This window comes from Psychrobacter sp. DM8 (genome assembly GCF_051307025.1).
GTDB lineage: Bacteria > Pseudomonadota > Gammaproteobacteria > Pseudomonadales > Moraxellaceae > Psychrobacter.
Map to the genome: position 1 here is coordinate 630,193 of NZ_CP195538.1, position 23,104 is coordinate 653,296.

General features: G+C 45.2%; 29 protein-coding genes and 1 tRNA gene. 16 read left to right on the forward strand and 14 right to left on the reverse strand.

The features are described from left to right. Positions 1-126: 126 nt before the first annotated feature. The 14 genes from ACR64J_RS02740 to gatC form a co-directional block, all read right to left on the reverse strand. On the reverse strand, positions 127-2,634 hold the full coding sequence (locus ACR64J_RS02740) for a DUF927 domain-containing protein (RefSeq protein ID WP_435950355.1): 2,508 nt from the start codon (positions 2,632-2,634) through the stop codon (positions 127-129). Positions 2,635-2,933: 299 nt separating this feature from the next. Beyond that, positions 2,934-3,539, reverse strand: coding sequence for a hypothetical protein (locus ACR64J_RS02745; protein ID WP_435950356.1), 606 nt, complete (start codon positions 3,537-3,539; stop codon positions 2,934-2,936). Further along, positions 3,532-4,050 carry a hypothetical protein gene (locus tag ACR64J_RS02750; protein ID WP_435950357.1) on the reverse strand — a complete coding sequence of 173 codons (519 nt, stop codon included), beginning with the start codon at positions 4,048-4,050 and terminating at the stop codon, positions 3,532-3,534. The genes ACR64J_RS02745 and ACR64J_RS02750 overlap by 8 nt, the downstream gene beginning before the upstream one ends. Further along, positions 4,043-4,294 carry a hypothetical protein gene (locus ACR64J_RS02755; protein ID WP_435950358.1) on the reverse strand — a complete coding sequence of 84 codons (252 nt, stop codon included), beginning with the start codon at positions 4,292-4,294 and terminating at the stop codon, positions 4,043-4,045. Before ACR64J_RS02755 ends, ACR64J_RS02750 begins: the two co-directional genes overlap by 8 nt. Next, positions 4,287-4,565, reverse strand: coding sequence for a hypothetical protein (locus ACR64J_RS02760; RefSeq protein ID WP_435950359.1), 279 nt, complete (start codon positions 4,563-4,565; stop codon positions 4,287-4,289). The genes ACR64J_RS02755 and ACR64J_RS02760 overlap by 8 nt, the downstream gene beginning before the upstream one ends. Continuing rightward, the gene (locus ACR64J_RS02765; protein ID WP_201530702.1) at positions 4,562-4,846 is read right to left on the reverse strand and encodes a helix-turn-helix domain-containing protein; all 285 of its coding nucleotides are present in this window, start codon (positions 4,844-4,846) and stop codon (positions 4,562-4,564) included. Before ACR64J_RS02765 ends, ACR64J_RS02760 begins: the two co-directional genes overlap by 4 nt. Positions 4,847-4,849: 3 nt before the next feature. After that, positions 4,850-5,146: a helix-turn-helix transcriptional regulator gene (locus ACR64J_RS02770; RefSeq protein ID WP_435950360.1), complete on the reverse strand. Its 297-nt coding sequence runs from the start codon at positions 5,144-5,146 to the stop codon at positions 4,850-4,852. Positions 5,147-5,295: 149 nt separating this feature from the next. Beyond that, positions 5,296-6,075 carry a hypothetical protein gene (locus ACR64J_RS02775; RefSeq protein ID WP_435950361.1) on the reverse strand — a complete coding sequence of 260 codons (780 nt, stop codon included), beginning with the start codon at positions 6,073-6,075 and terminating at the stop codon, positions 5,296-5,298. A gap of 117 nt (positions 6,076-6,192) precedes the next feature. Next, entirely contained in the window at positions 6,193-7,431 is a 1,239-nt protein-coding gene (locus tag ACR64J_RS02780) for a tyrosine-type recombinase/integrase (RefSeq protein ID WP_435950362.1), read from the reverse strand. 161 nt (positions 7,432-7,592) lie between these two features. Further along, a tRNA-Pro gene (locus ACR64J_RS02785) sits at positions 7,593-7,669 on the reverse strand. A 92-nt stretch (positions 7,670-7,761) separates the two neighbouring features. Beyond that, positions 7,762-9,258: an Asp-tRNA(Asn)/Glu-tRNA(Gln) amidotransferase subunit GatB gene (gene gatB, locus ACR64J_RS02790; protein WP_435951012.1), complete on the reverse strand. Its 1,497-nt coding sequence runs from the start codon at positions 9,256-9,258 to the stop codon at positions 7,762-7,764. A 344-nt stretch (positions 9,259-9,602) separates the two neighbouring features. Continuing rightward, entirely contained in the window at positions 9,603-9,941 is a 339-nt protein-coding gene (locus ACR64J_RS02795; RefSeq protein ID WP_435950363.1) for a hypothetical protein, read from the reverse strand. 84 nt (positions 9,942-10,025) lie between these two features. After that, positions 10,026-11,522 (reverse strand): Asp-tRNA(Asn)/Glu-tRNA(Gln) amidotransferase subunit GatA, encoded by a 1,497-nt coding sequence (gene gatA / locus ACR64J_RS02800; protein ID WP_435950364.1) that lies wholly within the window; start codon positions 11,520-11,522, stop codon positions 10,026-10,028. Between the two features lie 57 nt (positions 11,523-11,579). After that, positions 11,580-11,903 carry an Asp-tRNA(Asn)/Glu-tRNA(Gln) amidotransferase subunit GatC gene (gatC, locus tag ACR64J_RS02805; RefSeq protein WP_435950365.1) on the reverse strand — a complete coding sequence of 108 codons (324 nt, stop codon included), beginning with the start codon at positions 11,901-11,903 and terminating at the stop codon, positions 11,580-11,582. Between the two features lie 577 nt (positions 11,904-12,480). Here gatC and ACR64J_RS02810 point away from each other — a divergent pair. The 16 genes from ACR64J_RS02810 (at position 12,481) to rpsQ (ending at position 23,080) form a co-directional block, all read left to right on the forward strand. Beyond that, a complete protein-coding gene (locus tag ACR64J_RS02810) occupies positions 12,481-13,518 on the forward strand; it encodes a rod shape-determining protein (RefSeq protein ID WP_317200661.1) in 1,038 nt (345 codons plus the stop codon). A 108-nt stretch (positions 13,519-13,626) separates the two neighbouring features. Continuing rightward, positions 13,627-14,577: a rod shape-determining protein MreC gene (gene mreC / locus ACR64J_RS02815; protein ID WP_435950366.1), complete on the forward strand. Its 951-nt coding sequence runs from the start codon at positions 13,627-13,629 to the stop codon at positions 14,575-14,577. 97 nt (positions 14,578-14,674) lie between these two features. Next, entirely contained in the window at positions 14,675-15,160 is a 486-nt protein-coding gene (gene mreD / locus ACR64J_RS02820) for a rod shape-determining protein MreD (protein WP_317200598.1), read from the forward strand. A gap of 42 nt (positions 15,161-15,202) precedes the next feature. Then, entirely contained in the window at positions 15,203-15,865 is a 663-nt protein-coding gene (locus tag ACR64J_RS02825; RefSeq protein ID WP_435950367.1) for a Maf family protein, read from the forward strand. 108 nt (positions 15,866-15,973) lie between these two features. Next, a complete protein-coding gene (locus ACR64J_RS02830; protein WP_435950368.1) occupies positions 15,974-17,614 on the forward strand; it encodes an Rne/Rng family ribonuclease in 1,641 nt (546 codons plus the stop codon). A gap of 432 nt (positions 17,615-18,046) precedes the next feature. Next, positions 18,047-18,358, forward strand: a complete 312-nt coding sequence (rpsJ, locus tag ACR64J_RS02835; RefSeq protein WP_025644420.1) for a 30S ribosomal protein S10 — start codon at positions 18,047-18,049, stop codon at positions 18,356-18,358. Between the two features lie 40 nt (positions 18,359-18,398). Then, positions 18,399-19,037 carry a 50S ribosomal protein L3 gene (gene rplC / locus ACR64J_RS02840; protein WP_317200601.1) on the forward strand — a complete coding sequence of 213 codons (639 nt, stop codon included), beginning with the start codon at positions 18,399-18,401 and terminating at the stop codon, positions 19,035-19,037. Between the two features lie 14 nt (positions 19,038-19,051). Further along, a complete protein-coding gene (gene rplD, locus ACR64J_RS02845) occupies positions 19,052-19,654 on the forward strand; it encodes a 50S ribosomal protein L4 (protein ID WP_435950369.1) in 603 nt (200 codons plus the stop codon). After that, positions 19,651-20,001, forward strand: coding sequence for a 50S ribosomal protein L23 (gene rplW, locus ACR64J_RS02850; RefSeq protein WP_317200603.1), 351 nt, complete (start codon positions 19,651-19,653; stop codon positions 19,999-20,001). The genes rplD and rplW overlap by 4 nt, the downstream gene beginning before the upstream one ends. An 11-nt stretch (positions 20,002-20,012) precedes the next feature. After that, complete coding sequence (gene rplB / locus ACR64J_RS02855; protein WP_317200604.1) at positions 20,013-20,840, forward strand: 50S ribosomal protein L2; 828 nt, start codon at positions 20,013-20,015, stop codon at positions 20,838-20,840. 12 nt (positions 20,841-20,852) lie between these two features. Continuing rightward, positions 20,853-21,128: a 30S ribosomal protein S19 gene (gene rpsS, locus ACR64J_RS02860; RefSeq protein ID WP_317200605.1), complete on the forward strand. Its 276-nt coding sequence runs from the start codon at positions 20,853-20,855 to the stop codon at positions 21,126-21,128. 10 nt (positions 21,129-21,138) lie between these two features. Further along, a complete protein-coding gene (gene rplV / locus ACR64J_RS02865) occupies positions 21,139-21,468 on the forward strand; it encodes a 50S ribosomal protein L22 (protein ID WP_025644408.1) in 330 nt (109 codons plus the stop codon). Positions 21,469-21,471: 3 nt separating this feature from the next. Beyond that, positions 21,472-22,194, forward strand: a complete 723-nt coding sequence (gene rpsC / locus ACR64J_RS02870) for a 30S ribosomal protein S3 (RefSeq protein WP_435950370.1) — start codon at positions 21,472-21,474, stop codon at positions 22,192-22,194. Between the two features lie 3 nt (positions 22,195-22,197). Continuing rightward, a complete protein-coding gene (rplP, locus tag ACR64J_RS02875; RefSeq protein WP_025644399.1) occupies positions 22,198-22,611 on the forward strand; it encodes a 50S ribosomal protein L16 in 414 nt (137 codons plus the stop codon). After that, positions 22,611-22,808, forward strand: a complete 198-nt coding sequence (gene rpmC / locus ACR64J_RS02880) for a 50S ribosomal protein L29 (protein WP_317200607.1) — start codon at positions 22,611-22,613, stop codon at positions 22,806-22,808. The genes rplP and rpmC overlap by 1 nt, the downstream gene beginning before the upstream one ends. Beyond that, the gene (rpsQ, locus tag ACR64J_RS02885) at positions 22,805-23,080 is read left to right on the forward strand and encodes a 30S ribosomal protein S17 (RefSeq protein WP_317200608.1); all 276 of its coding nucleotides are present in this window, start codon (positions 22,805-22,807) and stop codon (positions 23,078-23,080) included. Before rpmC ends, rpsQ begins: the two co-directional genes overlap by 4 nt. The last annotated feature ends 24 nt before the right edge of the window (positions 23,081-23,104 follow it).

A 23,104-nucleotide genomic window follows, 5' to 3' on the forward strand; every position in this document is an offset into this window, starting at 1 on the left:
GGGACAGACGGGACAGCCCTTATGTAGCATGGCTTTTAGCCGTCCCGTTATCGTTTTTAGCAATGGGACAGACGGGACAGAAAAGCTAAAATGCAAAATCCTGTCCCGTTCGTCCCGTTATGGTTTTTAGCAATGGGACAGCGCAATCCCTTGCTGCATATAGCCTGTCCCGTCCGTCCCGTCTGTCCCAGTCGTTTTAGTAGGTTCACAACAAAGTATATCAGCAGTAACCGCGTAAACAGATGGGCGTTGCTTGCCACTAAATAAAGTATCAGGTGTTTTATAGGTTTTACGGTCACCTTGATTAAGTAATAACAAGTCGGCTTCCTCTAATACTTGTAAGACTTTCTTTTTGCTAAAGGGCGCACATACTTTGTCAAAAGTTTCTTTAGAAAAATAATAGTCCCCTGTTTCCATATTGCGATAGCCTACACGGTTGGGAGTTCTTTCCTCAAAGTCTAAGCGCGTGTTTCTATAACAAGGTTGAAAGCGACTACTGCCATGCTGTTCAATAAACGCCTTGATATGGTCTATGGTTTGGCGCTGCTCATGCTCACCATCACGTCCATAGTTATCAAGCCAATTATCTAAGCATGTCATAACGGCGGTGGTTGCTTGTCCTGCTTGCCAGCCTGTAATACCTGCCAGTGTTGCCATCTCACCAGCAGCAGCCACAATAGCGAACCTTTTAGCCACTCTATGCGCTTGTGGGGCAAGGTCGCTGTAGTTGCTCATAAAGTCATTTACAAGCTGCTTGGCTGTTGCTGTGGTCGCGGCTTTGTCAGTAGTGATATGTTCTAACCATGCCATGCCAGCCACACCGTAGTATCTATAATATAGGTCTTTGATTTTATCGGCTTGTGCTGCGCCTGTTTCTGCCAGTACCAAACTATCAAACGTCCTTAAGTCATTACCAGCCCCAGCATCAGCATCAATATGTGCTATCCGAACCTCTATACCTGCATTGGTTTTCTGTCCTGTTACTGCCATTTCTTGCTGTATGGTTTTTTCGCCATTAGATAGGAAGATAATGCGCCACTTTTTGGCTATGCGATTGTGCCCCGTGGTGGTACTCCTCCCTTTTCCTTGGCCATTAGCCAGCATGTAAACGACTTTACCAACTACTTTAGGGTCGCCCTCACTGATTTCATCAAGTGGTAAAAAGCTATCGTTATGCTCGCTTGCTGTGCCCTCTAAGGCGTTATCAGTGCTGCGCCATGTTTTAGTATAGCTGTCAGGCTTGCCCCATACACTAGCTGCTACTTTTAGTGATAATGATTTACCCATAGTTGATGAACCTACGATATGAAAACCACCACCGTCATCATCGAGTAATTCCAGTAATTGACCAGCAAACGCGCAAGCAATAGAGAAAACAAAACGGCTCTGTTCGGCTAATGGTTTGCATAGCTCATCACGCCATTGTTCTAGTGTGCCTTGCTGGGCTATGGTGCTGTTGATTGCATGGGCAGACTGATAGACGATTAACTGCCTACCATCGCTGCCTATTGCACCATCAGGTAATATATATTGCTCACCATGCCAGCCTAGCTTATCAACACATAATGCCCGTTTGTGAATGGGGTAGTCTTGAATATAGGTGTCTAAGTAGCTGCGCTGTTTGCCATTGGTGGTAATGCTCAATCCTTGACTGGCTAGCTCTCTACGATACTCACGGGCATCACCTTGTAGTAGTGATAAAGGCATTGACCACGTATGTAGCACGCTATCATCATCACGCCATTGCAATAACCGCCCCCATGTACCGCTGCTTGTGTCCCTAGTCTTAGCGATAATCTCAATCGGTGAACAAACAAACGCCTTAAACTTAAAGGTTATGTTTGCTGGGTCGTCATCGTTATACTTCACAAAAAACAGTCCGTCATGGTATAGCTCAAAACGTCCGTCATCATGCATCATAGGCGCGTTAAGCTGTGGGTCATCGCGCCATTCGGGATAGTAGGCAGTATCTTGTAAATTGATTAGCTGGGTGTCATCAGCTGCCAGTATTGCCTCATAACTGTCATCTTGTAGCATCGTGACCATATCAGCTACGGTAACCAGTGCTTGAGCTTTCACACCTGCCAATGAGTTTATTAAGCCCTTGTTATCAAGTGTCATAGGTACGGTAACGGGCGCGGTGCTGCTCCAATGCTGCACCATCTTTTTAAGGTGCTGGTTTGTCTTTTGAGGGCTAACAATAATAGTCTTATCACTTGCCATCAGGCACGCATAAGCATCTATGCCGTTTTCTAAGTCATCAAACGCTATCACCTCACTGCCTTTGTTAGTGTCACCAATGACGATAGCGCCATACCCTGTAGGGTCAATGACAATGGGCTTTGCTTTGCTGTTTGGCGTATAGAATACCGCGCCTACAATATTGCTTTGTTTATCGGTCAATCGTAGGGCTATCGTGCCAGCGGTTAGTTCTACTTTACCTTCATTTGTAGTAAGATTATCAGTGACGTTGAGCAAGCTATTAGGCGGTAGTAGGTCAAATAGTTTAAGTAATAGCTTATCGTTTACCAGTCCTTGCCGTGTGACTGCATCAAAACTATTCATTACCACTGTAAAGCCTGTGCTAAATGCACGGGCTTTTTCATGGGTGGCTGTTTGTGGTGTGGTGGTCATCTGTTCCCCCTTGCTTGCGACTGGTTCGGCTTGCGCTGCTCTCTATACTTCTTGTAGTAGCTCTTACGCTTGGCATACTTACGGCTTTGTTTTGGCTGTGGGTAAAGCTTCATAATTGAACCCTCCACATGCTGCAAATAATGGCAAGTTTTGTAGTACCTGCCAGCCTAAAAAACACGCTTTTCAAAGGGTGAAAATAACCAGCTAAAAACTCATTTATTTTCGGCTGTAACGGGACATAGGGAATAATTTTTGACGGCTCACAATGAGCATTTAAGGGTCGATTTGAACGGATTAAATTACTCATTATCTGCCCCTAATTTGCTGTAACCAGTCATTGCTAGGGGTTCGTTAATAATATCCAGTTGAGTGCGGAGTATGTCCTCCCATGTGTTAGTAGCATCATGTGCCAAACGTGCCATAGACTTAACGGCTTCCCCCTCTATCTTGCCGTAGTAAATAAGTCCTAGCAGATAACCAACATCATGTAGGGCATTGCTTGCACCATGAATATCACTAGCGATATGTGATAAACCATGTGATGACATAGTGATGACTATTTTGTCGTCTGCTTCGGTGGTGTCTATCACTGTACGGTGATTGGTTTGGTTGCCACTGTATAGCATGGCTATTGCTTGGCGGTTGGCTGGCGTGTCTTGGAATAATGACGGCTGATAATCGCCTGTTTCTTTGTCGCATGACGGCACAAAGTAACCTTTATCATCGTAGTAGATGTTGCTGCCATCGTGAGTAAGTGCCAATAGGTCACGCTTGCCGTATGGGTCGGCTGTTAGTACAAACGAGGTAAAGCTTAATGATGGGCATAGAACACTGTCACCAGCTTTGAATGTGGCTAGTGTAGGGGTGTTTTGAGTGTTTGAGGTCGTGCGGATTGAATTACCCATGATGGATAGCTCCTAATAAGTTTTGAGGTTGCGTCTTTCCCTTTGATAAAAAAGGGGTAAGACAAGTCTTACTCTCGGTCTTATTAGAAACCGCCCTGCATATTCGCCTTTCGGCTCTTTTATTTTGCAGTGTCAACTCGTCATAATTGATTGGTAATTGAGTTACCAAAGTTATGAGGGATTGCGCCCTTGTTGTGCTTAACTGCACTTTTAGGACTGCGCTTGAATAATTAGAATAGACTTGAGAATCTACGCTGTTATCAGGCACAAAAAAAGCCAAAGGATTACGGCTGGCATGACCGCTAATAAGTTTCGAGAGGTCTATATAGTAACCGCTGTTATCATCGGTTGCAATCTGTTTTGCGCTGGCTGGCTTGCAAGTCACCAATGACAGTAGTAAGCCAATGCCAGCCACCCATGCCATAAAGATAGTAAACCTTAGCAGTAAGCCACGCTTGCCAGCCTGTGCCCCGTGCTGGGGCTTTGGATTGGTTCTAGTATTATCACTCATGGTCTGCTACCTCCTGCTTTGCTGTGGTCAGCATATAATCTAATTCGTCAGTAATGCCCTCTAGCGACTTTGACGCAGCTCTTAGCGCAGTTATAACGGTATTAATAACGCCTCTTGATACCGCGCACTCCACTTGCACGGCTTGCAATGCCATTGCTAGATGACTGGTATCAATATCGAGTAGCACTATCTGCTCATTGATACTTTCTAACTGGTCGGCTGATACTGATATTTGATTACTCATTGATTGATACCTCGTCTTGTGTGATTAGCTTGCCCATGATGTCCGCACTCATTTTGCTGGCATGTTCACTGTGTGCCAGTAGCGCAGAACGTACCGCCACAATCACGCCTTTGCTTGCTGGGTCGCTGGTTTCTATCAGGTTCAAGGCATAAGCAAGGCTTTCACAATCGTTCGATACGTCTTGTATGTAGTCGTCCACATGGCATAGCGTGTAAGTGTCCACTGCCACTAGGCGTGGCTCTAATACTTCCAATGGTTCGGTTATGCTCATGGGGTCACCTCGATATTAGATAACTCACTGTCAAGTAAGGTATGTTCATCGAGCCAATAGACTGCAAACCACTTATTGTTATGCTTGACCATTTCACTTTGAATGAGCAGTCCTTCCGCTCGTAAGTCATATATGCGAGGGGCTAGACTTGTAATTCTATAAAGGCGGATAGAGTCCCATATAGTGATAGTTGCGCCTGTCATTAGGTGCGTTCTGATTATCTCTATGTGGGTCTTGGGTGCTTGCTCATTGGTAACGGGTGCGGTTGCTGTAGTAGTCATGGCTTACACCTCCTCGCTAGTAATTGAGGTGTGACTTTCCAGCCACTCGATAACATCAGCATTGCGCCATGCCGTCATAGTAGGGGATAGCTTGATTGGTGCTGGGAAGCGTCCATCGCGTGACCATGCCCATAAGGTACTGCTACCAAACGGTAAGAATGGTATTAGCTGGCTGGCACGGCTCATGCCTTGCGGTGGTAAATATTTGATGTGTAGGCTTTCGGCTATTTGCTCAATGCTGTTTGATGTGTCATCAGTGAAAGCGATAACGGGATTATCTGTGGTGGTGTGCTGTGTCATGTCAATGACTCCGTACTACGTGCCACTACACTATGTAATGGCTTGTCTTGTACGGTTCATCTTATGAGTAAGTGGGTAGGGGGTCGTAAGGGGGTGAATGAAAAATAGTTCGCCCCCTTATGTATGAATTGCAGTTATTACTAAAGAATCTACTTGCCAGCAATCAATTTTTTCTTGGGGTTTACAATAGTTGTTACTCGGTCTATTGCATTGCTATTAACTTTAAAATCAGGGTAAGTACTCAAGTAGTCCTCTACTTTTTTTGAATTGGCTTGTAGTGATACCTTTCCATTGTTATAGCAATGATTCCAAGTATCGTGGCATAACTTCATCTCTATAGAAAAATACTTATTACTAGGGTCTAAATAGCCCTGCTTTGCTATGACTTCGGATATTTCCTTTTCTTGTTTTTCAATCGTACCTTTCAGTTTATCAATAACTAACCCACATTCTTTAATAAGCTCTTTATAGTCATTAATGAGCTTATCAGTGGTATCAGTTTCGTCTTTAGTTGTTGACGTTACAATATCGTCATGATTAAGCGTATAAGAAAAGTCTTTTGCTTGATAGAAGTTCAAACTGATTTTTTTCAAAATACTGTTTCTATTTAAAGCATCAATCTTGTAATGAAGCTTTGTAATGCATTTCCTTTCTTCGCTTTCAATATCAACTATAAAACCAACTAAACCGCACTCAAGAATTCTTTTAAGGATATTATCATTAACTTCACATAAGTCATCTGACGTTTTATAAACCCCAGTTTCTTCATCTATTTCATAAGGGTTAATAGTGTTCTCAAATTTTTCGGTCAGTAACCACTCTACTACTTCAACTATTGAACAACGTTGCTTATAAGCTATAAAGTAAAGAAAAAAACGAACGTTTATATAGCTTGAATCCTCACAATTATATTTATGTGTTAATGCCATATATCACACCCTTACACCCTTAAATCAAAGTAGGTGCAAGGCAGTGACAGCATAAGGGTGTGAATAGCTGTCGTTCGGGAGCAACCCCTAGCCTTGCATGGTCGTTGTCACATGGCGTTACCCATGCTTCTGTGCTTGTTGTTTGAAGTTACCGTGAATGACGTTATCAATCTTGCCAGCGTAGGCATCATCAATGAAGTTTGCCCACTGGTGCATCATGTCTGTTCTATATTTTAAGTGCTGCGCCCCGTTGTATGCTTTGCTTACTTTGTTCTCTTTCTCATGTGCCAGTTGCAGCTCTATAGCTTCGTGCATAAACTCCAGTTCATGCAATGTGGTGCTGGCAAGTCCACGGAAGCCGTGCCCTGTCATACGCCCTTTATAGCCCATGCGCCATAGGGCAGTGATAAATGCGTTTTCACTATATGGCTTACGGGTTGTGGTATTAAAGAACACATACTTGTCCGAAAGTCCTAGCTGTTTAATCTGCTCTAAAATTGCCATTACTTGAGGGGCAAGCGGTACTAGGTGCGGTCTATCCATTTTCATCTTGTCGGCTGGTATGCGCCATATTTTGGCTTGATAGTCTATCTCGCTCCATTCCATAAAGCGCAATTCTTGCGTCCGCACGAACGTATAGCACAAGAACCAAAAGCCTAGCTTCACCAGTAAATCACCACCATAGGCATCAATGTCTTGAAGTAGTTTAGGTAACTGCTGGCTAGTCACACGGCTATGATGCTTAACCTTATGCGGTTTTAAGGCTATGGTTAGGTCGTTGGCTGGGTTATGAGTTACTAAGCCCTCACGTATGGCTTGCTTGAATATCTGCCCTGTTTGACGCATTGCACGCCTTGCCATATCGGGTGCGCCCCTCGTTTCGATAGCTTTACCAATGGCTAAAACATCAGGCGCGGTTATGTCCTCTATGTTCATGTGACCAATGAAAGGCTTAATATCGCGCTGGTACTGTGAATAATCACGGCTATAGGTCTTAGGGGCAATATGGGCTTTGCGGTCGTCATGCCAGCGTTCTGCTATGGCATCAAACGTCTTTGTACCGTCAGTGTCGGCTTGCAAGCGTTTCTTATCGTGCTTAGGGTTGATGCCTTGCTTTATCAGGTCTTTTATCTGTTGGTTGCGCTGGCGAGCATCGGCAAGGCTCATTGCTGGATATTTACCAATGGTTAGGCTTTGGCGCTTATCAGCGTACTTATAGTCACATACCCATACCTTACTGCCCGTACTACGAACCCATAGGCGTAGGTTATTACCGTCACTATATTTGTCAGGTCGGCTAGGTGTGCAAGTATCGGACGGCTTAAGGCGTTTGATTTGGCTATCAGTTAGGGACATGACGGTATATTTCCATGACGGTATAAAATATACCGTAAAATATACCGCACTTTGACATGGATTACCATGCTTTATGATGGCTTGTTATGTAGGGCATAACGTTTGAAACGCCCATAGAAAAAGGGCAGACGGTCAATGACGGTCTGCCCTAATATTGTGTTTGGTCGGAACGGCAGGATTTGAACCTGCGACCACTACACCCCCAGTGTAGTGCGCTACCAGACTGCGCTACGCCCCGAATGACTGCTATTTTACGCAAATTTACTTTTATTGCAAGGGCTATTTATTTTGTCCAAATACAGCCATCACATTTGACGCATAGCAGACATTTTAGGCCAGCAGCTCTTTTAGGATCTGATTGACCTGTTGCGGATTGGCGCTACCACGGCTGGCTTTCATCACTTGCCCAACCAGACCATTAAAGGCTTTTTGTTTACCGCCGCGATACTCATCGACCATCGCTTCATTGTTAGCGATGACCTCTTCGACCATAGCCTTGATAGCACCTGTATCCGTCTCTTGCTTAAGACCTTTTTCTTCGATGATCTTATCAGCCGCATCGTCGCTACTGCCGCCTTCGTGGGCGTATAGCGCGCTAAAGACTTGTTTTGCCATTTTGCCCGATAGCGTGTCATCATTGATACGAGCCAGCAGTACCGCCAGTTGCTTGGCGCTGATAGGGGAGCCTGTGATGTATTGATCATCTTTATTGAGTGCACCGAGCAGATCACCCATGACCCAGTTTGCCGCCATTTTAGTATTGAGTGTACCAACTTCGGTAACGACGTCTTCGAAGTAATCGGCAAGCTCGCGGCTACCCGTCAAGATACGCGCGTCGTATTCTGATAATTCAAGCTCATTCTCAAACCGCGTTCGACGTGCTACAGGTAGCTCAGGCATTTCTTCTTTTATCTTATCGATAGTATGCTGATCGAGACGTACAGGAGTCAGATCAGGATCGGGGAAGTAGCGATAGTCATCAGCATTCTCTTTGGTACGCATGATACGCGTCTCATCAAGATCAGGATCATAGAGCATCGTCGCCTGCACCACTGTACCGCCATCCTCGATAATATCGATTTGACGCTCAATCTCACGATTGATAGCGCGCTCAATGAATCGAAATGAATTAAGGTTTTTCAGCTCAGTACGTGTGCCAAGCTCGCCGCCAGGCTGGCGTACCGACACGTTGCAATCGCAGCGAAACGAGCCTTCTGCCATCACCGCATCCGAGATACCCAGCCACGTGACCAGTTGATGAATGGCCTTGATGTAGGCGAGTGCCTCAGATGCTGAGCGCATGTCAGGCTCAGAGACAATCTCAATAAGCGGCGTACCCGCACGATTAAGATCGACGCCCGTCATACCATCGACAGCATCATGCACTGACTTACCCGCGTCCTCTTCTAAATGCGCGCGTGTGATACCCATGCGTTTGGGGTATTCGTTTTTGTCGCCTTCATTGACGATCACATCGATATAGCCCTTGCCGACGATAGGGTGCGCCATTTGAGTGATTTGATAGCCTTTAGGCAAGTCGGGATAAAAGTAGTTTTTACGATCAAAGGTATTGAACAGACCCAATTCTGCGTTGACGCCGATACCAAATTTCAACGCACGATCCAATACGCCTCTATTTAGTACAGGTAAGACACCTGGTAGCCCCAAATCGACAATGCTCGCTTGCGAGTTTGGCTCATGACCAAAGTCGGTTGGCGCGTTGGAGAATATCTTACTTTCGGTATTAAGCTGGCAATGAATCTCAATGCCGATGACCACTTCATAGCCATCGACGAGCAGCTCTTTACGAGGCGCAAACTCTGTCATTTCCATTGTAAAATCCTATCAAAAAATTAAAATAAATAATTATTAAGCTATAAAGTGTTATTCGTTAGTTGTTATCAATATTTGCAGCTCATCTCGCTTTTCGCTACTATCTGCTCATCTAAGCAAAGCGAGGGCTAGCGTTTGCCATGTCTCTTGCTCCGCGTAGCCATAGCAAAACCAAGCCCTCACAATGTGCTTATCCAAGCAGGATATCCGCTGCAATCAAGGCTAAACGAACCTGTTATCGCAAGGTTCGATATTCTCTAAAACCAATCAAGCTGTTTATGCTCAAGCTCTAGTAATGCCATTAACATAGGTTAGCGCGCAGCACATACTTTAGAGCATCAATGATGATTCAACATCTGCTCGTAAGTGTCTTTAAAGATGTCACTATCTCCGCCACTTTGATAATAGGCGGGGATAATATAAGTCACCAAAATCTTAAACTTACCTTGTCTATATAGACTATCTATCAAAGACTCGGCTTGTTTAGCATCGCCTTTTTCAAAACCATACGGAGCAATGACGTCCTCAAACTTAGCATAAAAGGCTTCAAAAAAAGATGTACTATCTTCAAAGTTTTTATCAAAAAACGCCTCTAGCGCTTTTAGCTCGTCTTTTAGAGCTTGCGCCTGATTTTCATCTAAGCCGATCTCTTGTTTTAACATCTCGATAACCGTCATCTTATATCCTTATTAGCGTTAATTTATGCTTATGCAAAACCGTATATGCTAATACGGTCAGTGAGTTAGCTCTAGATAAACGTATTATACGCCCTCTTTGGCAATGAGTGAGTGTTGCAAATGATGATCCGTATGCTGCTGGAACAGATGCGCGGTGGCAAGCAGCTTACTCTCTTGCCAATATTGCCCAATTAATTGTAAACCTACAGGCAGACCTTCAGAGGTAAGACCAACAGGCTGGCTCAGTGCGGGCAGGCCTGCCAGATTGACCCCGATAGTATAGACATCGCCCAAATACATCGTCGCAGGGTCGAGGTTATCACTGAGCTTATAAGCAGCAGTCGGGGAGGTGGGACTGGCAATCACATCACAATTGGCAAAGGCCTCATCAAAGTCTTTGATAATAAGACGGCGAATCTTTTGCGCCTTAGTATAATAAGCATCGAAATAGCCTGCCGATAGCGCATAAGTCCCCGTCAAGATACGGCGCTGCACCTCAGGACCAAAACCCTCAGAGCGAGAGCGCGTATAGAGATCAGTCAAATCTTTGGGATTCTCACAGCGATAACCAAAGCGCACGCCATCGAAACGCGATAGGTTAGAGGAGGCCTCGGCAGGGGCAAGCATATAATAAGTGGCAAGAGTGATATCAGGATCGGTGATATTGACCTCTACGATCGTTGCACCTAGCTCTTCGTACTTTTGCAAAGCGGCTTTGACGGTTTGCTCGACTTCTTTATCAAGCCCTTTACCAAAGTACTCTTTTGCCACGCCGATACGCAAATCGGCAAACGGTTTGTCACCTGCTTTGGCCTGAGCCTCATTGAGGTCTTGTACATAGTCTGGGATATCGTGTTTGACTGAGGTGGCATCACGCTCGTCATAGCTGACCATAGGTTGAAGCAAGTATGCGCAGTCCATAGCGCTACGTCCCATGCTACCTGCTTGATCTAAACTTGACGCGTAGGCAATCATCCCAAAGCGTGAGACGCGGCCATAAGTCGGTTTGATACCGGTGAGTCCGCAAAACGAGGCAGGCTGGCGAATAGAGCCACCTGTATCGCTACCGGTGGCGACAGGGACGAAGCCTGCGGCGACGGCAGCGGCGCTACCACCAGAGGAGCCGCCTGGCACGCGCTCTAAATTCCAAGGGTTTTGTACGCTGCCGTAGTATGAGCTGCTATTATCTGAGCCCATTGCAAACTCATCCATATTGAGCTTACCCAGGCTAATCATGCCGGCCTGATCAATATTGGAGACGATTGTGGCATCATAAGGCGAGACAAAATTATGCAGCATTTTTGAGCCGCAAGTGGTGAGTACGCCTTGGGTACAAAAGATATCTTTGTGTGCCATTGGCATGCCTAGCAGCACTCGCTTATCTCCTTGCGCGCGTAGCTCGTCAGCGGCTTTTGCTTGGGCAAGTGCGGTCTGGGAGGTCGTAGTGATAAAGCTATTGACCTTGTTATCTAGCGCTTGTACACGTTTGATATAGTGCTCAGTTAGTTCTGCGCTACTAAATTGCTTGTCTTGTAAACCTGTGATTAGTTGCTGGGTACTTAAAAGATGAAGTTCAGACATAAGTCGTCGTCCGTTAAAGAGAGTAGATGTTGATGATAAAAATCAAAAAGTAGCCGCTTATTCAATAACTTGCGGCACAAGATATAGACCGTTTTCGACAGCTGGCGCGACAGATTGGTTACGCGCGCGATCGATATCATGCTTGGCTATGTCAGCTCGAAAGTCTTGATAGACTTCATGAATGTTCGATAACGGTTTGATATCAGCAGTATCAACGCTCTCAAGCGTCTGCATCAGGGTCATAACCTTACTGATTTCACTGGCATAACTGCTTGCGGTATCCTCATCGATACCCAAGCGCGCTAGGCGAGCCACTTCTATAATCTCTTGACGGCTAACATTGCTGTTATTAAGGTCAGCTTCGGGCGTTTGTTGTGACATAAAATCTCCGATTTAAGAACAGGATATAAAAGCTGGCAAAAATGACTACCCTTAAACGCGTCATAAACTTAGGCACAAAGGATTAGGCATAAAGGTATAGGTGTAATATGCGTTTATTATAAAGCATCTATCCCAACTTTACAGTCCTAGGTTTACAGGCCTAGCTTTATAAGGGGTCAGGCCGCCTAAGCTGAGTATTGCGTTAATAGGAGTTTAGAGGCTAAAAGATTGATTTAATATCAAGGGTTTATATGCGCCAGCATTCAAGGTATGATAATGAGCAGTCAAAGTTGGGTGATTAATGATAGTGCTTTATCTACTATTTACTCGTATCTTGTTCAGATACTAGTATTTAGCAAGATGTTATTACTAGGTAGATGCAAATAGCGCTGTTTTTTTTAAGCCAAATCGGTATAATTTAGCCCAATTTAATCTTTGTTGTTTAGGTTCGACTTATTGGGTCGATAACTCTTGAGACTCATCAAGAAAATTAAAGGGTTAAAAGGCATTAAACCCTTTGACCAATACCAATAAGAACGACTTAGCCTCTCATTCGCCTCACCGTAAGACGCTGGATATATTAGTCATGAACCTGTTTGGATTTTTATCAAATAATATCGCAATCGATCTCGGTACTGCGAACACTTTAATTTTTATTCCTGGCAAAGGCGTTGTGCTCGATGAGCCAACCGTCGTCGCCTTGCGTAGCAATCGTACACAAAATCCTACTGTAGCAGCTGTAGGTCTTGACGCCAAGCAAATGCTAGGTCGTACGCCTGCCAATATCACCGCTATTCGCCCGCTAAAAGATGGCGTGATTGCTGATTTTGAAGTCACGCAAAAGATGCTTAAGCACTTTATTGCAAAGGTAAAGGCCAAGCGTTTTATGGCGCAGCCTAACGTTGTCGTTTGTGTGCCTTGCAAATCTACTTTGGTTGAGCGTAAAGCTATTCGCGAAGCAGTTTCATCAGCAGGCGCAAGCAAAGTACTACTGCTTGAGGAGCCGATGGCGGCGGCAATTGGTGCTGGCATGCCCGTTCACGAAGCAAGCGGCTCTATGGTCGTTGATATCGGTGGCGGCACGACAGAGATTGCAGTTATCGCGCTATCAGGCTGCGTGTATGCCGAATCGATTCGCATCGGTGGTGATATGTTTGATGAGGCTATTATTACCCATGTGCGCCGTACCCATGGCTGCGTTATTGGTGAGACGACTGCTGAGCGTATCAAAACAGAGGTGGGTTCAGCACTCAACGAAGACAGCCAATTAGAAGTAGAAGTGCGCGGACGTAGCATGGCAGAAGGCGTGCCCAAGACCTTTACTGTCAATTCAGAAGAAGTGCAAAAAGCCCTAAGCGATCCATTAAGCGGTATCGTCAGCGCTGTAAAAGCAGCGCTTGAGCAAACGCCGCCAGAGCTGTCATCAGACATCGCTGAGCGCGGTATCGTACTGACGGGCGGCGGCGCTCTGTTACGTGATTTGGACAAGCTTATCTCTAGAGAGACGGGTCTACCAGTGACCGTAGCCGAAGATCCTTTAACGTGTGTGAGCCGCGGTGGTGGTATTGCTCTTGAATTTATCAATAACAAAAGCCTAAATATGATTTTTGTATAAACGTTTTTAGCTTTTTTTAAATCTATCACTAAGCATTTATTAAAGGTAGCCTGCTGTGCTGCCTTTAATGCCATCAACCCTGCTCTAAATACCTGATATTAGATCCTTATGACCCCAAGTATTTTTGCTCGCCAGCCTTTGTCACTGCGTATCACTGCAATTGCACTGATCGTCGCTTTGATATTGATGTGGTTTGATAGCAAAAATCCAGAATGGTTCAATCCTGTGCGTAATATCAGTCATGCAGCGATGCAACCTATTTACGAGTTATCTATACTACCAAGCTATGCGGTGCACTGGGTGTCAGGTCGCACTGAGTCAAAAGAAGTGTTGCGCCGCGAAAACGTACAGCTCAAATCACAACTACTGCATGCACAAGCCAAATTACAGCAGCAAGATTATATCTTAGCGCAAAACGCGCGCTTGCAAGGTATCTTGTCAACGACCAAGCCTGAGCAGTTTGACCTCAATCTGGCTCAGGTCATTGGTACTGATACCAACTTGCTTAAGCAGATTGTTGTGCTTAATAAAGGCAAGCAAGATAGCGTACAAGTGGGCCAAACGGTCATTGACGAAGACGGTATTTTGGGTCAAATCATCAACGTCTACCCCAATACCAGCCGCTTGTTATTGATTACCGATGAGCAGCAGTCTGTTGCGGTCATCATCAAGCGTACTGGCCAGCGCGCTATTGTCACAGGCAAGGGTATACCGACTGCACTACATCTCAATTATGTGTTCAAAACCTCAGATGTCCGCGTGGGCGATGAGCTGATCTCATCTGGTTTAGGCGGACGTATTCCAGCAGGGTATCGCGTCGGGCGCATTGCTTTAATAAAAGATACGCAAGCGGATAACTTTAGAAGTATCGAGGTGACGCCCGCTGCCAACTTCGTTGACAATGCTTATGTACTCATTTTGCAAGATAAAATGACAGATACTCAGCGCTTTTCACTACCGCAGACGGACGCTACGCTAAATACTGAGCCAAATATTGAAATAGGGTCTACAGACAATATGGCGGCGACTAATGAGACTTTGCAGCCAACCACCAATTAAATCGGTATCGAACAAGCATATAAACTTCTGCTCTGATTTATAGCGGTTTTGGCCATCACTAACCAATGATTGCTATACAACTGATGTAGGTAAGCTCATGGCGTATCCAGATTCTGAACAACCCACCTCTCTTTTGCTACTAGCAATCGTTTCAAGCTTCGTTGTCGCCTCCTCACTTGTGGTCTATCCCCTTAATTCAAGCATGGCAACCTTGCGTCCTATGGTCATGATCATGGTGCTCATATTTTGGTTGCTCTTTCAGCCGCGTTACGTAGGGGTTTTTACCGCTTTTCTTATTGGTATTATAGCCGATTTGCTTATGGATACGCGCTTAGGTCAGCAAGCATTCGCAGCGGTTGTTGTCGCCTTTTTTACTAAGATAAGTAGCATCTATATCAAAGAGCTTAGAACGAGCAGCGCTTGGTTGTTAGCATCAGCGGCGCTTATAATATTTCAGCTCAACTTATGGCTACTTCAGATGTTTACCCAAGGCGTGTTTGTCGCTCAATCTGCGTTCTCTTTACTGATGAGTATCGTCAGCTGGCCATTAGTATTACTGATATTACGCAAATTTGTACGTTAAGACGTCTCAAGCTTTTAAACTTCAAAAATAAAGAGAGCAGTGATGGATATCATTTTGGCTTCAGGATCGCCGCGTCGCCGTGAACTATTAGCGAGTGTCTCACTAGAGTTTAGCGTTATGGCGGTAGATGTTGATGAAACGCCCAAAGACAATGAGTCGCCAACCGCGTACATCGAGCGTATGGTCGCCATCAAAGCGCAAGCGGCGATAGCGCAGCTTAGTGTTGAGAGGAACAATGCAGGCGATAATAAAGCGTTTATTATTCTAACTGCCGATACCATTGGCGTATTGCCTGATGGTCAGACGGTACTGGTCAAACCAAGCGATTATGCGCACGCTTGTAGTATGTGGCAGCAGATGTCTGACAATACTCATGAAGTTTGGACTTGCGTACAGGCAACCCACGTTTTATTAACCAAAAATAAGGGTCAGGGCAGCGAGATAGACACTACTCAATTGGATATAAAGCTAGTAAGCCTGCACCAAATTATGGAGCGTACTCAAGTGACATTTGTTCCATTAACTCAAGATATGATGAGCGCATACTGGAACACCGGCGAGCCTGCTGACAAAGCTGGGGCTTATGGTATTCAAGGATTAGCAGCTGCTTGGGTCACTCGTATCAATGGCAGCTATACCAATGTCGTCGGCTTACCGCTTGCACAAACGCTTGCATTAATTGATGATATAAAAAAGTTGAATTGATAGCTATGGATTGAAGTGCACATAATGATACGCAGGGTTATGGGCAAGGCTCAGCCCCATTTGCTACACTAGAGCCTATTTCGTTATTAAATAAAGAGAACAGAGGTTATGTCAGAAGAGCTGCTAATCAATATCAGTCCTATGGAATCGCGCGTAGCAGTTTTAGATAGTGGAATACTGGGTGAGATCTATATTGAGCGTCATCATAAGCTAGGTCTCGTTGGTAATATATATCTAGGTACCGTTGTACGCGTACTACCAGGAATGCAAGCGGCTTTTATTGATATTGGTCAGTCGCGCACCGCCTTTTTGCACGTCAACGATATGCAACGTTTGCCGTCAACGAGCACAAAAAAACCTGCAAGCGAAACCATCAAAGACACCGCTGACAATACAACGACCACTGACGATAGTGAAGCGCTAACAGATACTACCAAAAGTAAAACAGCTATAGCAGCAGAGAGTCTCGCCATGTCGCCACCAGTGGTGAGCGCGCGCAGCACAGATATCACGCCTGTCTCCGCCAAAGTGCTTATTCAGCACCGATTACATGAATCTCAGCGTATTCTTGTGCAAGTAACCAAGGATCAGCTCGGCAGTAAAGGTGCTCGATTAACGACTAATATCTCTTTGCCTTCGCGTTACCTAGTGTACCTGCCATCAAGCGATCATATCGGTATATCACAGCGTATCGATGGGGAGGAGGAACGCACGCGTTTAAAGACTGAGCTGACAAGCCTTATGCAAACGGTCAATCTAAGAGGTGGACTCATTGCGCGTACTGCTGCCGAGCGCGTACCTGTCGATAAGCTAGAGGAAGATATCTACTACTTGGTACAATTGTGGCGTACTATTTGCGCACGTCACAAAGAGTCCACCGCTCATCAAAGCTCAGAGCTGATTTATCAAGAGCTATCATTACCGATACGCGCTATCCGCGATTTAGTGCATACCGATACCGAAAAAGTCATTATTGATAATAGTCAGATATATGAGCAAGTACGCCACTTTGCCAAATCTTTTGTGCCTTTTATTTATGATCGTATTGTTCACTATACCGCAGAGCAGGCGCTGTTTGATGTGCACCGCGTCGAGGATGACCTGCGTGATGCCCTAAAACGCCGTGTTGATCTCAAGTCAGGCGGTTATCTGATTATTGATCAGACCGAAGCTATGACGACCATTGATGTCAACACCGGCTCATTTGTTGGTGGTCGCTCCTTAGAGGATACGGTTTACAAAACCAATTTAGAGGCCACTCATGCTATCGCCCGCCAGCTGCGTCTGCGTAACTTGGGCGGGATTATCATTCTTGATTTTATCGATATGCTCGAGCAAGAGCATAAAGACGACGTACTTGAGAGCTTACAGTCCAAGCTGGCACAAGATTATGCCAAGACCAATATCACCCAAGTCAGTGAGCTTGGCTTAGTTGAGATGACCCGTAAGCGTACCCGTGAGTCGCTAGGGCAGCAATTGTGCGAGCCTTGTTCGACCTGTCAAGGACGCGGCTTTATCAAAACCGCAGAGACGGTATGCTTTGAGATTTTCCGCGAGATTATGCGCTGCGCTCGCACTTATAATTCCCCAAAGAAGTTCACCGTAGTCGCTCATGCAGCAGTCATAGATCTGCTATTAACCTCAGAGGCTGACACAGTTGCCGAGCTTGAGTATCTCCTTGGGCGAGTCATTACTTTTGAGGTCGAGAACTTGTATAATCAAGAGCAATATGACATTGTACTTGACTAACAAAGCAGTTGTTGCTTGCGTTATAAGTCTCAAAGATATAAGCGTCAAAAGTTATCTTTATGACGACTCACCACTGGTAAATAGACGCGTTTTATCTTATATTTTAAGTAAAAGCAGGGGCCATTGCCTATATTGTCCTTGCAATGACTTATATACTATGTATAATACACACCACTGAATTACAAGAGCGCCGCTTAGCAAGTTGCTGGCGCTATGACAGCTAGAGCATCGTTTCTAGCACTATTTCATATGCCTTTACTGATTTCCATATTAATAGGAGATTCGGTTGGGCTTTAAACTATTTTACTTTTGGTTGTTGCTTGTTTTGATAAAGAACAGATAACTATCTTGAGTGAATATTTAATTAAACGGCTTTTGGTCATCACCTTGTTTTGCAAGAATGACGAAAACATATATTAGGAGCTTGCTGGCATGGCTAACCAGAGAATCCGTATCAGACTCAAATCTTTTGACCATCGCCTGATTGATCAGTCGGCGCAAGAGATTGTCGATACTGCAAAGCGCACCGGTGCGCAAGTTTGTGGTCCTGTACCGTTGCCGACTCGCATTGAGCGCTTCGACGTTCTAACCTCACCACACGTCAACAAAGACGCGCGTGATCAGTACGAGATTCGTACTCACAAGCGTATGGTTGATATTGTTCAGCCAACTGACAAAACTGTGGATGCGCTGATGAAGTTAGATTTAGCGGCGGGTGTTGACGTTCAAATTGCTTTGGGCTAACACACACCCAACCCATTAATAAGATATAAAGAGGTTTAAAATGGCGATCGGTTTAGTCGGTAAAAAATGCGGCATGACCCGTGTCTTCACTGAAGCAGGTGCGTCTACCCCTGTAACCGTGATTGAGGTCGATGCAAACCGCATTACTCAAGTAAAAAATGAAGATACAGATGGCTATCAAGCCATCCAAATCACCACAGGCACTCGTCGTGACAGCCGCGTAACTGCAGCTCAAAAAGGACATTTTGCCAAAGCTGGCGTAAAAGCGGGCCGTGGTGTTTGGGAATTTCGTGCTACCGAGGGTGACCTTGAGGGTCGCGAAATCGGTGGTGAGATCTTAGCTGACTTGTTCGAAGTAGGTCAGATGGTCGATGTCACAGGACAAAGCAAAGGTAAAGGCTTTCAGGGTCCAGTTAAGCGTCACAACTTTAGCATGCAAGATGCTACTCATGGTAACTCAGTTTCTCACCGTGCCCATGGTTCAACTGGTCAAAACCAGTCACCAGGTAAAGTATTTAAAGGTAAGAAAATGGCAGGCCAGATGGGTAACAAACGTGTTACGGTTCAAGGCTTAGAAGTGGTCTCGGTTGATGCCGAAAAAGGATTGCTGGTCATTAAGGGTGCAATCCCTGGTGCTACCGGTGGCGATGTCATCGTGCGTCCGTCAATCAAAGCCTAAGCAAGGGGATTAACGTGGATTTAAAAACAGTTACAGGTGCGGCAGTTGAACTTTCTGACACAGCGTTTGGTCGTGAATTCAATGAAGCATTAGTGCATCAAGTCGTCACCGCTTATTTAGCGGGCGGACGCCAAGGTACACGTGCACAAAAAACCCGTGCCGAAGTTTCTGGCGGTGGCATCAAGCCATGGCGCCAAAAAGGTACTGGTCGCGCTCGTGCAGGCTCTATTCGTAGCCCAATCTGGCGTTCTGGTGGTCGCGCATTTGCCGCAAAACCACAAGACTGGTCACAAAAAGTTAACCGCAAAATGTATCGCGGTGCTATGCAGTGCATTCTTGCTGAATTAGTACGTCAAGAGCGTCTAATTTTAGTTGAAGAGATTAGTGTTTCTGCACCTAAGACCAAAGAGCTGATCGCTAAGTTAAATGATTTAGGCGCACCTCGTGCCCTAATCGTCACGACAAACATTGACGAAAATTTATACCTAGCCGCCCGCAATATTCCACATGTCAATGTACTAGGTACAAGTGAAGTGGATCCAGTGAGCTTGATCGCCTTTGATAAAGTGATCATGTCAGTTGAAGCTGCGAAACAATTTGAGGAAGCACTAGCATGAATAACGCAAGACTTTATCAGATCCTAAGAGGACCTGTCTTCTCAGAAAAATCTCAAATGCTTGGCGACTCACTTGGTGTACAAGTATTCAAAATTGATTCTAATGCTACTAAGCTAGAAGTCAAAAAAGCAGTTGAGCTCATGTTTGAAGGTGTTGAAGTCACCAAAGTAAACACTTTGAACGTTAAAGGTAAGACGAAGCGTTTTGGTAAAAGCATCGGCCGTCGTAATGACTACAAAAAAGCCTATGTTACCTTAAAAGCTGGTCAAGATGTACAAATGGCTGATGCTGGTGAAGAGGTTGCAAGCGCAACTGATTCTACTAGTGAAACAGCGAACAACGAATAAGGATTACACTCATGCCTATCGTAAAAGCAAAGCCAACATCACCCGGCCGTCGTTTTGTTGAAAAAGTAGTGCATCCACACCTTTATAAAGGTCGTCCGTATGCACCGCTCCTAGAATCAAAAAGTAAGTCAGGTGGTCGTAACAATAATGGCCGTATTACTACTCGCCATATTGGCGGTGGTCACAAGCAGCATTATCGTATTATTGACTTCAAACGTACTAAAGACAATATCCCAGCTACGGTCGAGCGTATTGAATACGATCCTAACCGTACCGCTCATATTGCACTTCTTAAGTACGCTGATGGCGAACGCCGTTATATCATCGCTGCCAAAAAACAAGCGGTTGGTGATACTGTGATGTCAGGTGAAAACTCACCTATTCGTCCAGGCAACTGTTTACCGCTCAAAAACATACCTTTAGGTACTGTGATCCATAATATCGAGCTTAAAATCGGTAAAGGCGCACAGATGGCTCGCTCTGCGGGTACAAGCGTACAGTTATTGGGTCGTGACGGTATTTACGCTATTTTGCGTATGCGTTCAGGTGAAACTCGCCGTGTACACGTCAACTGCCGTGCCGTTATCGGTGAAGTCTCTAACACTGAGAATAACCTAAAATCACTTGGTAAAGCCGGTGCATCACGTTGGCGCGGTATTCGCCCATCAGTTCGTGGTGTCGCGATGAACCCAGTTGATCACCCGCATGGTGGTGGTGAAGGTCGTAACAAAGGTCGCCATCCAACCAGCCCTTGGGGTCAGAAGTCTAAAGGACTTAAAACGCGTAGCAATAAGCGTACTGACAATATGATCATCCGCCGTCGCGCCAAGAAGAAATAAAGGAAGAATTTCATGCCTCGTTCATTGAAAAAAGGTCCATTCATAGACGCGCACCTGTTTGCCAAAGTTGAAGCTGCAATTGATGCCAACTCACGCAAACCTATTAAGACTTGGTCGCGCCGCTCGATGATTTTGCCACAAATGGTTGGCCTAACTTTATCTGTTCATAATGGCCGTACTCACGTACCTGTCATTATCAGCGAACAGATGGTTGGTCATAAACTAGGTGAATTTGCCCCGACTCGTACGTATCGTGGTCATGGCATTGACAGAAAAGCTAAGAGATAAGGTGCTTACCATGGAAGTAACTGCAAAATTACGCGGTGCCGCCATCTCGGCACAAAAAGTTAGACTCGTTGCTGATGAAGTTCGTGGCAAGCCCATTGAGCGTGCTCTGGATATCCTAACGTATAGCAATAAAAAAGGCGCTGTGTTTGTTAAGAAATGTCTTAACTCAGCCATCGCCAATGCCGAGCATAATCATGGCCTAGATATTGACGACCTAAAAGTCGCTACTATCTACGTTGATGAAGGCATTACGCTAAAACGTATCCTACCACGTGCAAAAGGTCGCGCTGATCGTATCAGCAAGCGTACCTGTCACATCACTATAAAGGTAGGAGAATAAGTTATGGGTCAAAAAGTACATCCAATCGGAATTCGTCTTGGTGTTGTCAAAAAGCATAACGCAAACTGGTATGCTGATCCTAAACAGTACTCAGAATACCTCATCAACGACATTCAAGTTCGTGAGTATCTACGCAAAAAGCTAGATAGCGCTATGATCAGTAACATCATGATCGAGCGTCCTACTGGCGCTGCTAAAATTACCATCGCCACTGCGCGTCCTGGTATTGTTATCGGTAAGAAAGGCGAAGATATCGAAAGACTTCAAAAAGAATTGACCAAAATTATGGGCGTACCTGCTCAGGTCAACATTGAAGAGATCACATCACCTGATCTAGATGCTCGTCTCGTTGCTGATGGTATTGGTAGCCAGCTTGAGCGTCGTGTTATGTTCCGCCGTGCTATGAAGCGCGCCGTACAGAACAGCATGCGCTCTGGTGCTAAAGGTATCAAAGTTGAGTTGTCAGGCCGTCTTGGCGGTGCTGAGATTGCTCGTACTGAATGGTACCGTGAAGGCCGCGTGCCATTACATACACTACGCGCTGATATTGACTATGCGTCAGTACGTGCAGAAACAACTTACGGCACCATCGGTGTGAAAGTTTGGATCTTCCGCGGAGAAATCCTTGACGGTATGAACAGTGTTTATAATCCGGTCAAAGAAGAGCCTCGTGCGCCAAAACGCCGTGGCCGTGGTGGAAACCGTCGAAACTCAGACAGAGGTTAAACTATGTTACAGCCAAAACGTACCAAGTTTCGCAAAATGCATAAAGGTCGTAACACAGGGCTCGCTCATCGTGGAAGCACCGTTGCATTCGGACAAATTGGTCTAAAATCTTTGACGCGTGGTCGTATGACAGCTCGTCAAATCGAAGCAGCACGTCGTACCATTACTCGTAAAATCAAACGTGGTGGTAAGATTTGGATTCGCGTATTCCCAGACAAACCTATTACCAACAAGCCATTAGAAGTACGTATGGGTAAAGGTAAAGGTCCAGTTGAATATTGGGTATGTGAGATCAAACCTGGTAAAGTGCTATATGAAATCGAAGGGGTTTCAGAAGAGCTTGCTCGCGATGCTCTAACGCTTGCAGCAGCCAAACTGCCCTTTAAAACTACCATTGTTAAGCGGACGATAATGTAATGAAGATCAGTGAATTACGTGATAAATCATTAGAAGAGCTGACCGGGTTACTTGATGAAAAGCAACTTGATGCTTTCCGTATTCGTATGGCTAAAGCAACAGGTCAGTTGGGGAATACCCATGAAGTCAGAGGCAATCGTCGTACGATTGCCCAGATTCAGACTTTGATCAACGAGAAACAACGAGGCGACTCATGAGCGAAAACAATCAAACAGCCACCAACGCTAGCGTATTGACAGGACGAGTTGTCAGCGACAAGATGGACAAGTCCATCACAGTTTTGATTGAGCGTCTGGTTCGTCATCCTTTGTATGGCAAACAGCTTCGTCGTTCTACTAAAATCAAAGCCCATGATGAAGACAACGTTTGCCAACAAGGCGATCTTGTCCGTATCAAAGAGACACGTCCAATCTCAAAAACTAAGTCTTGGACTTTAGTTGATGTGGTTGAAAAAGTAGAAAAAATCTAAGTAAATTGCATTGAATACCAGAAG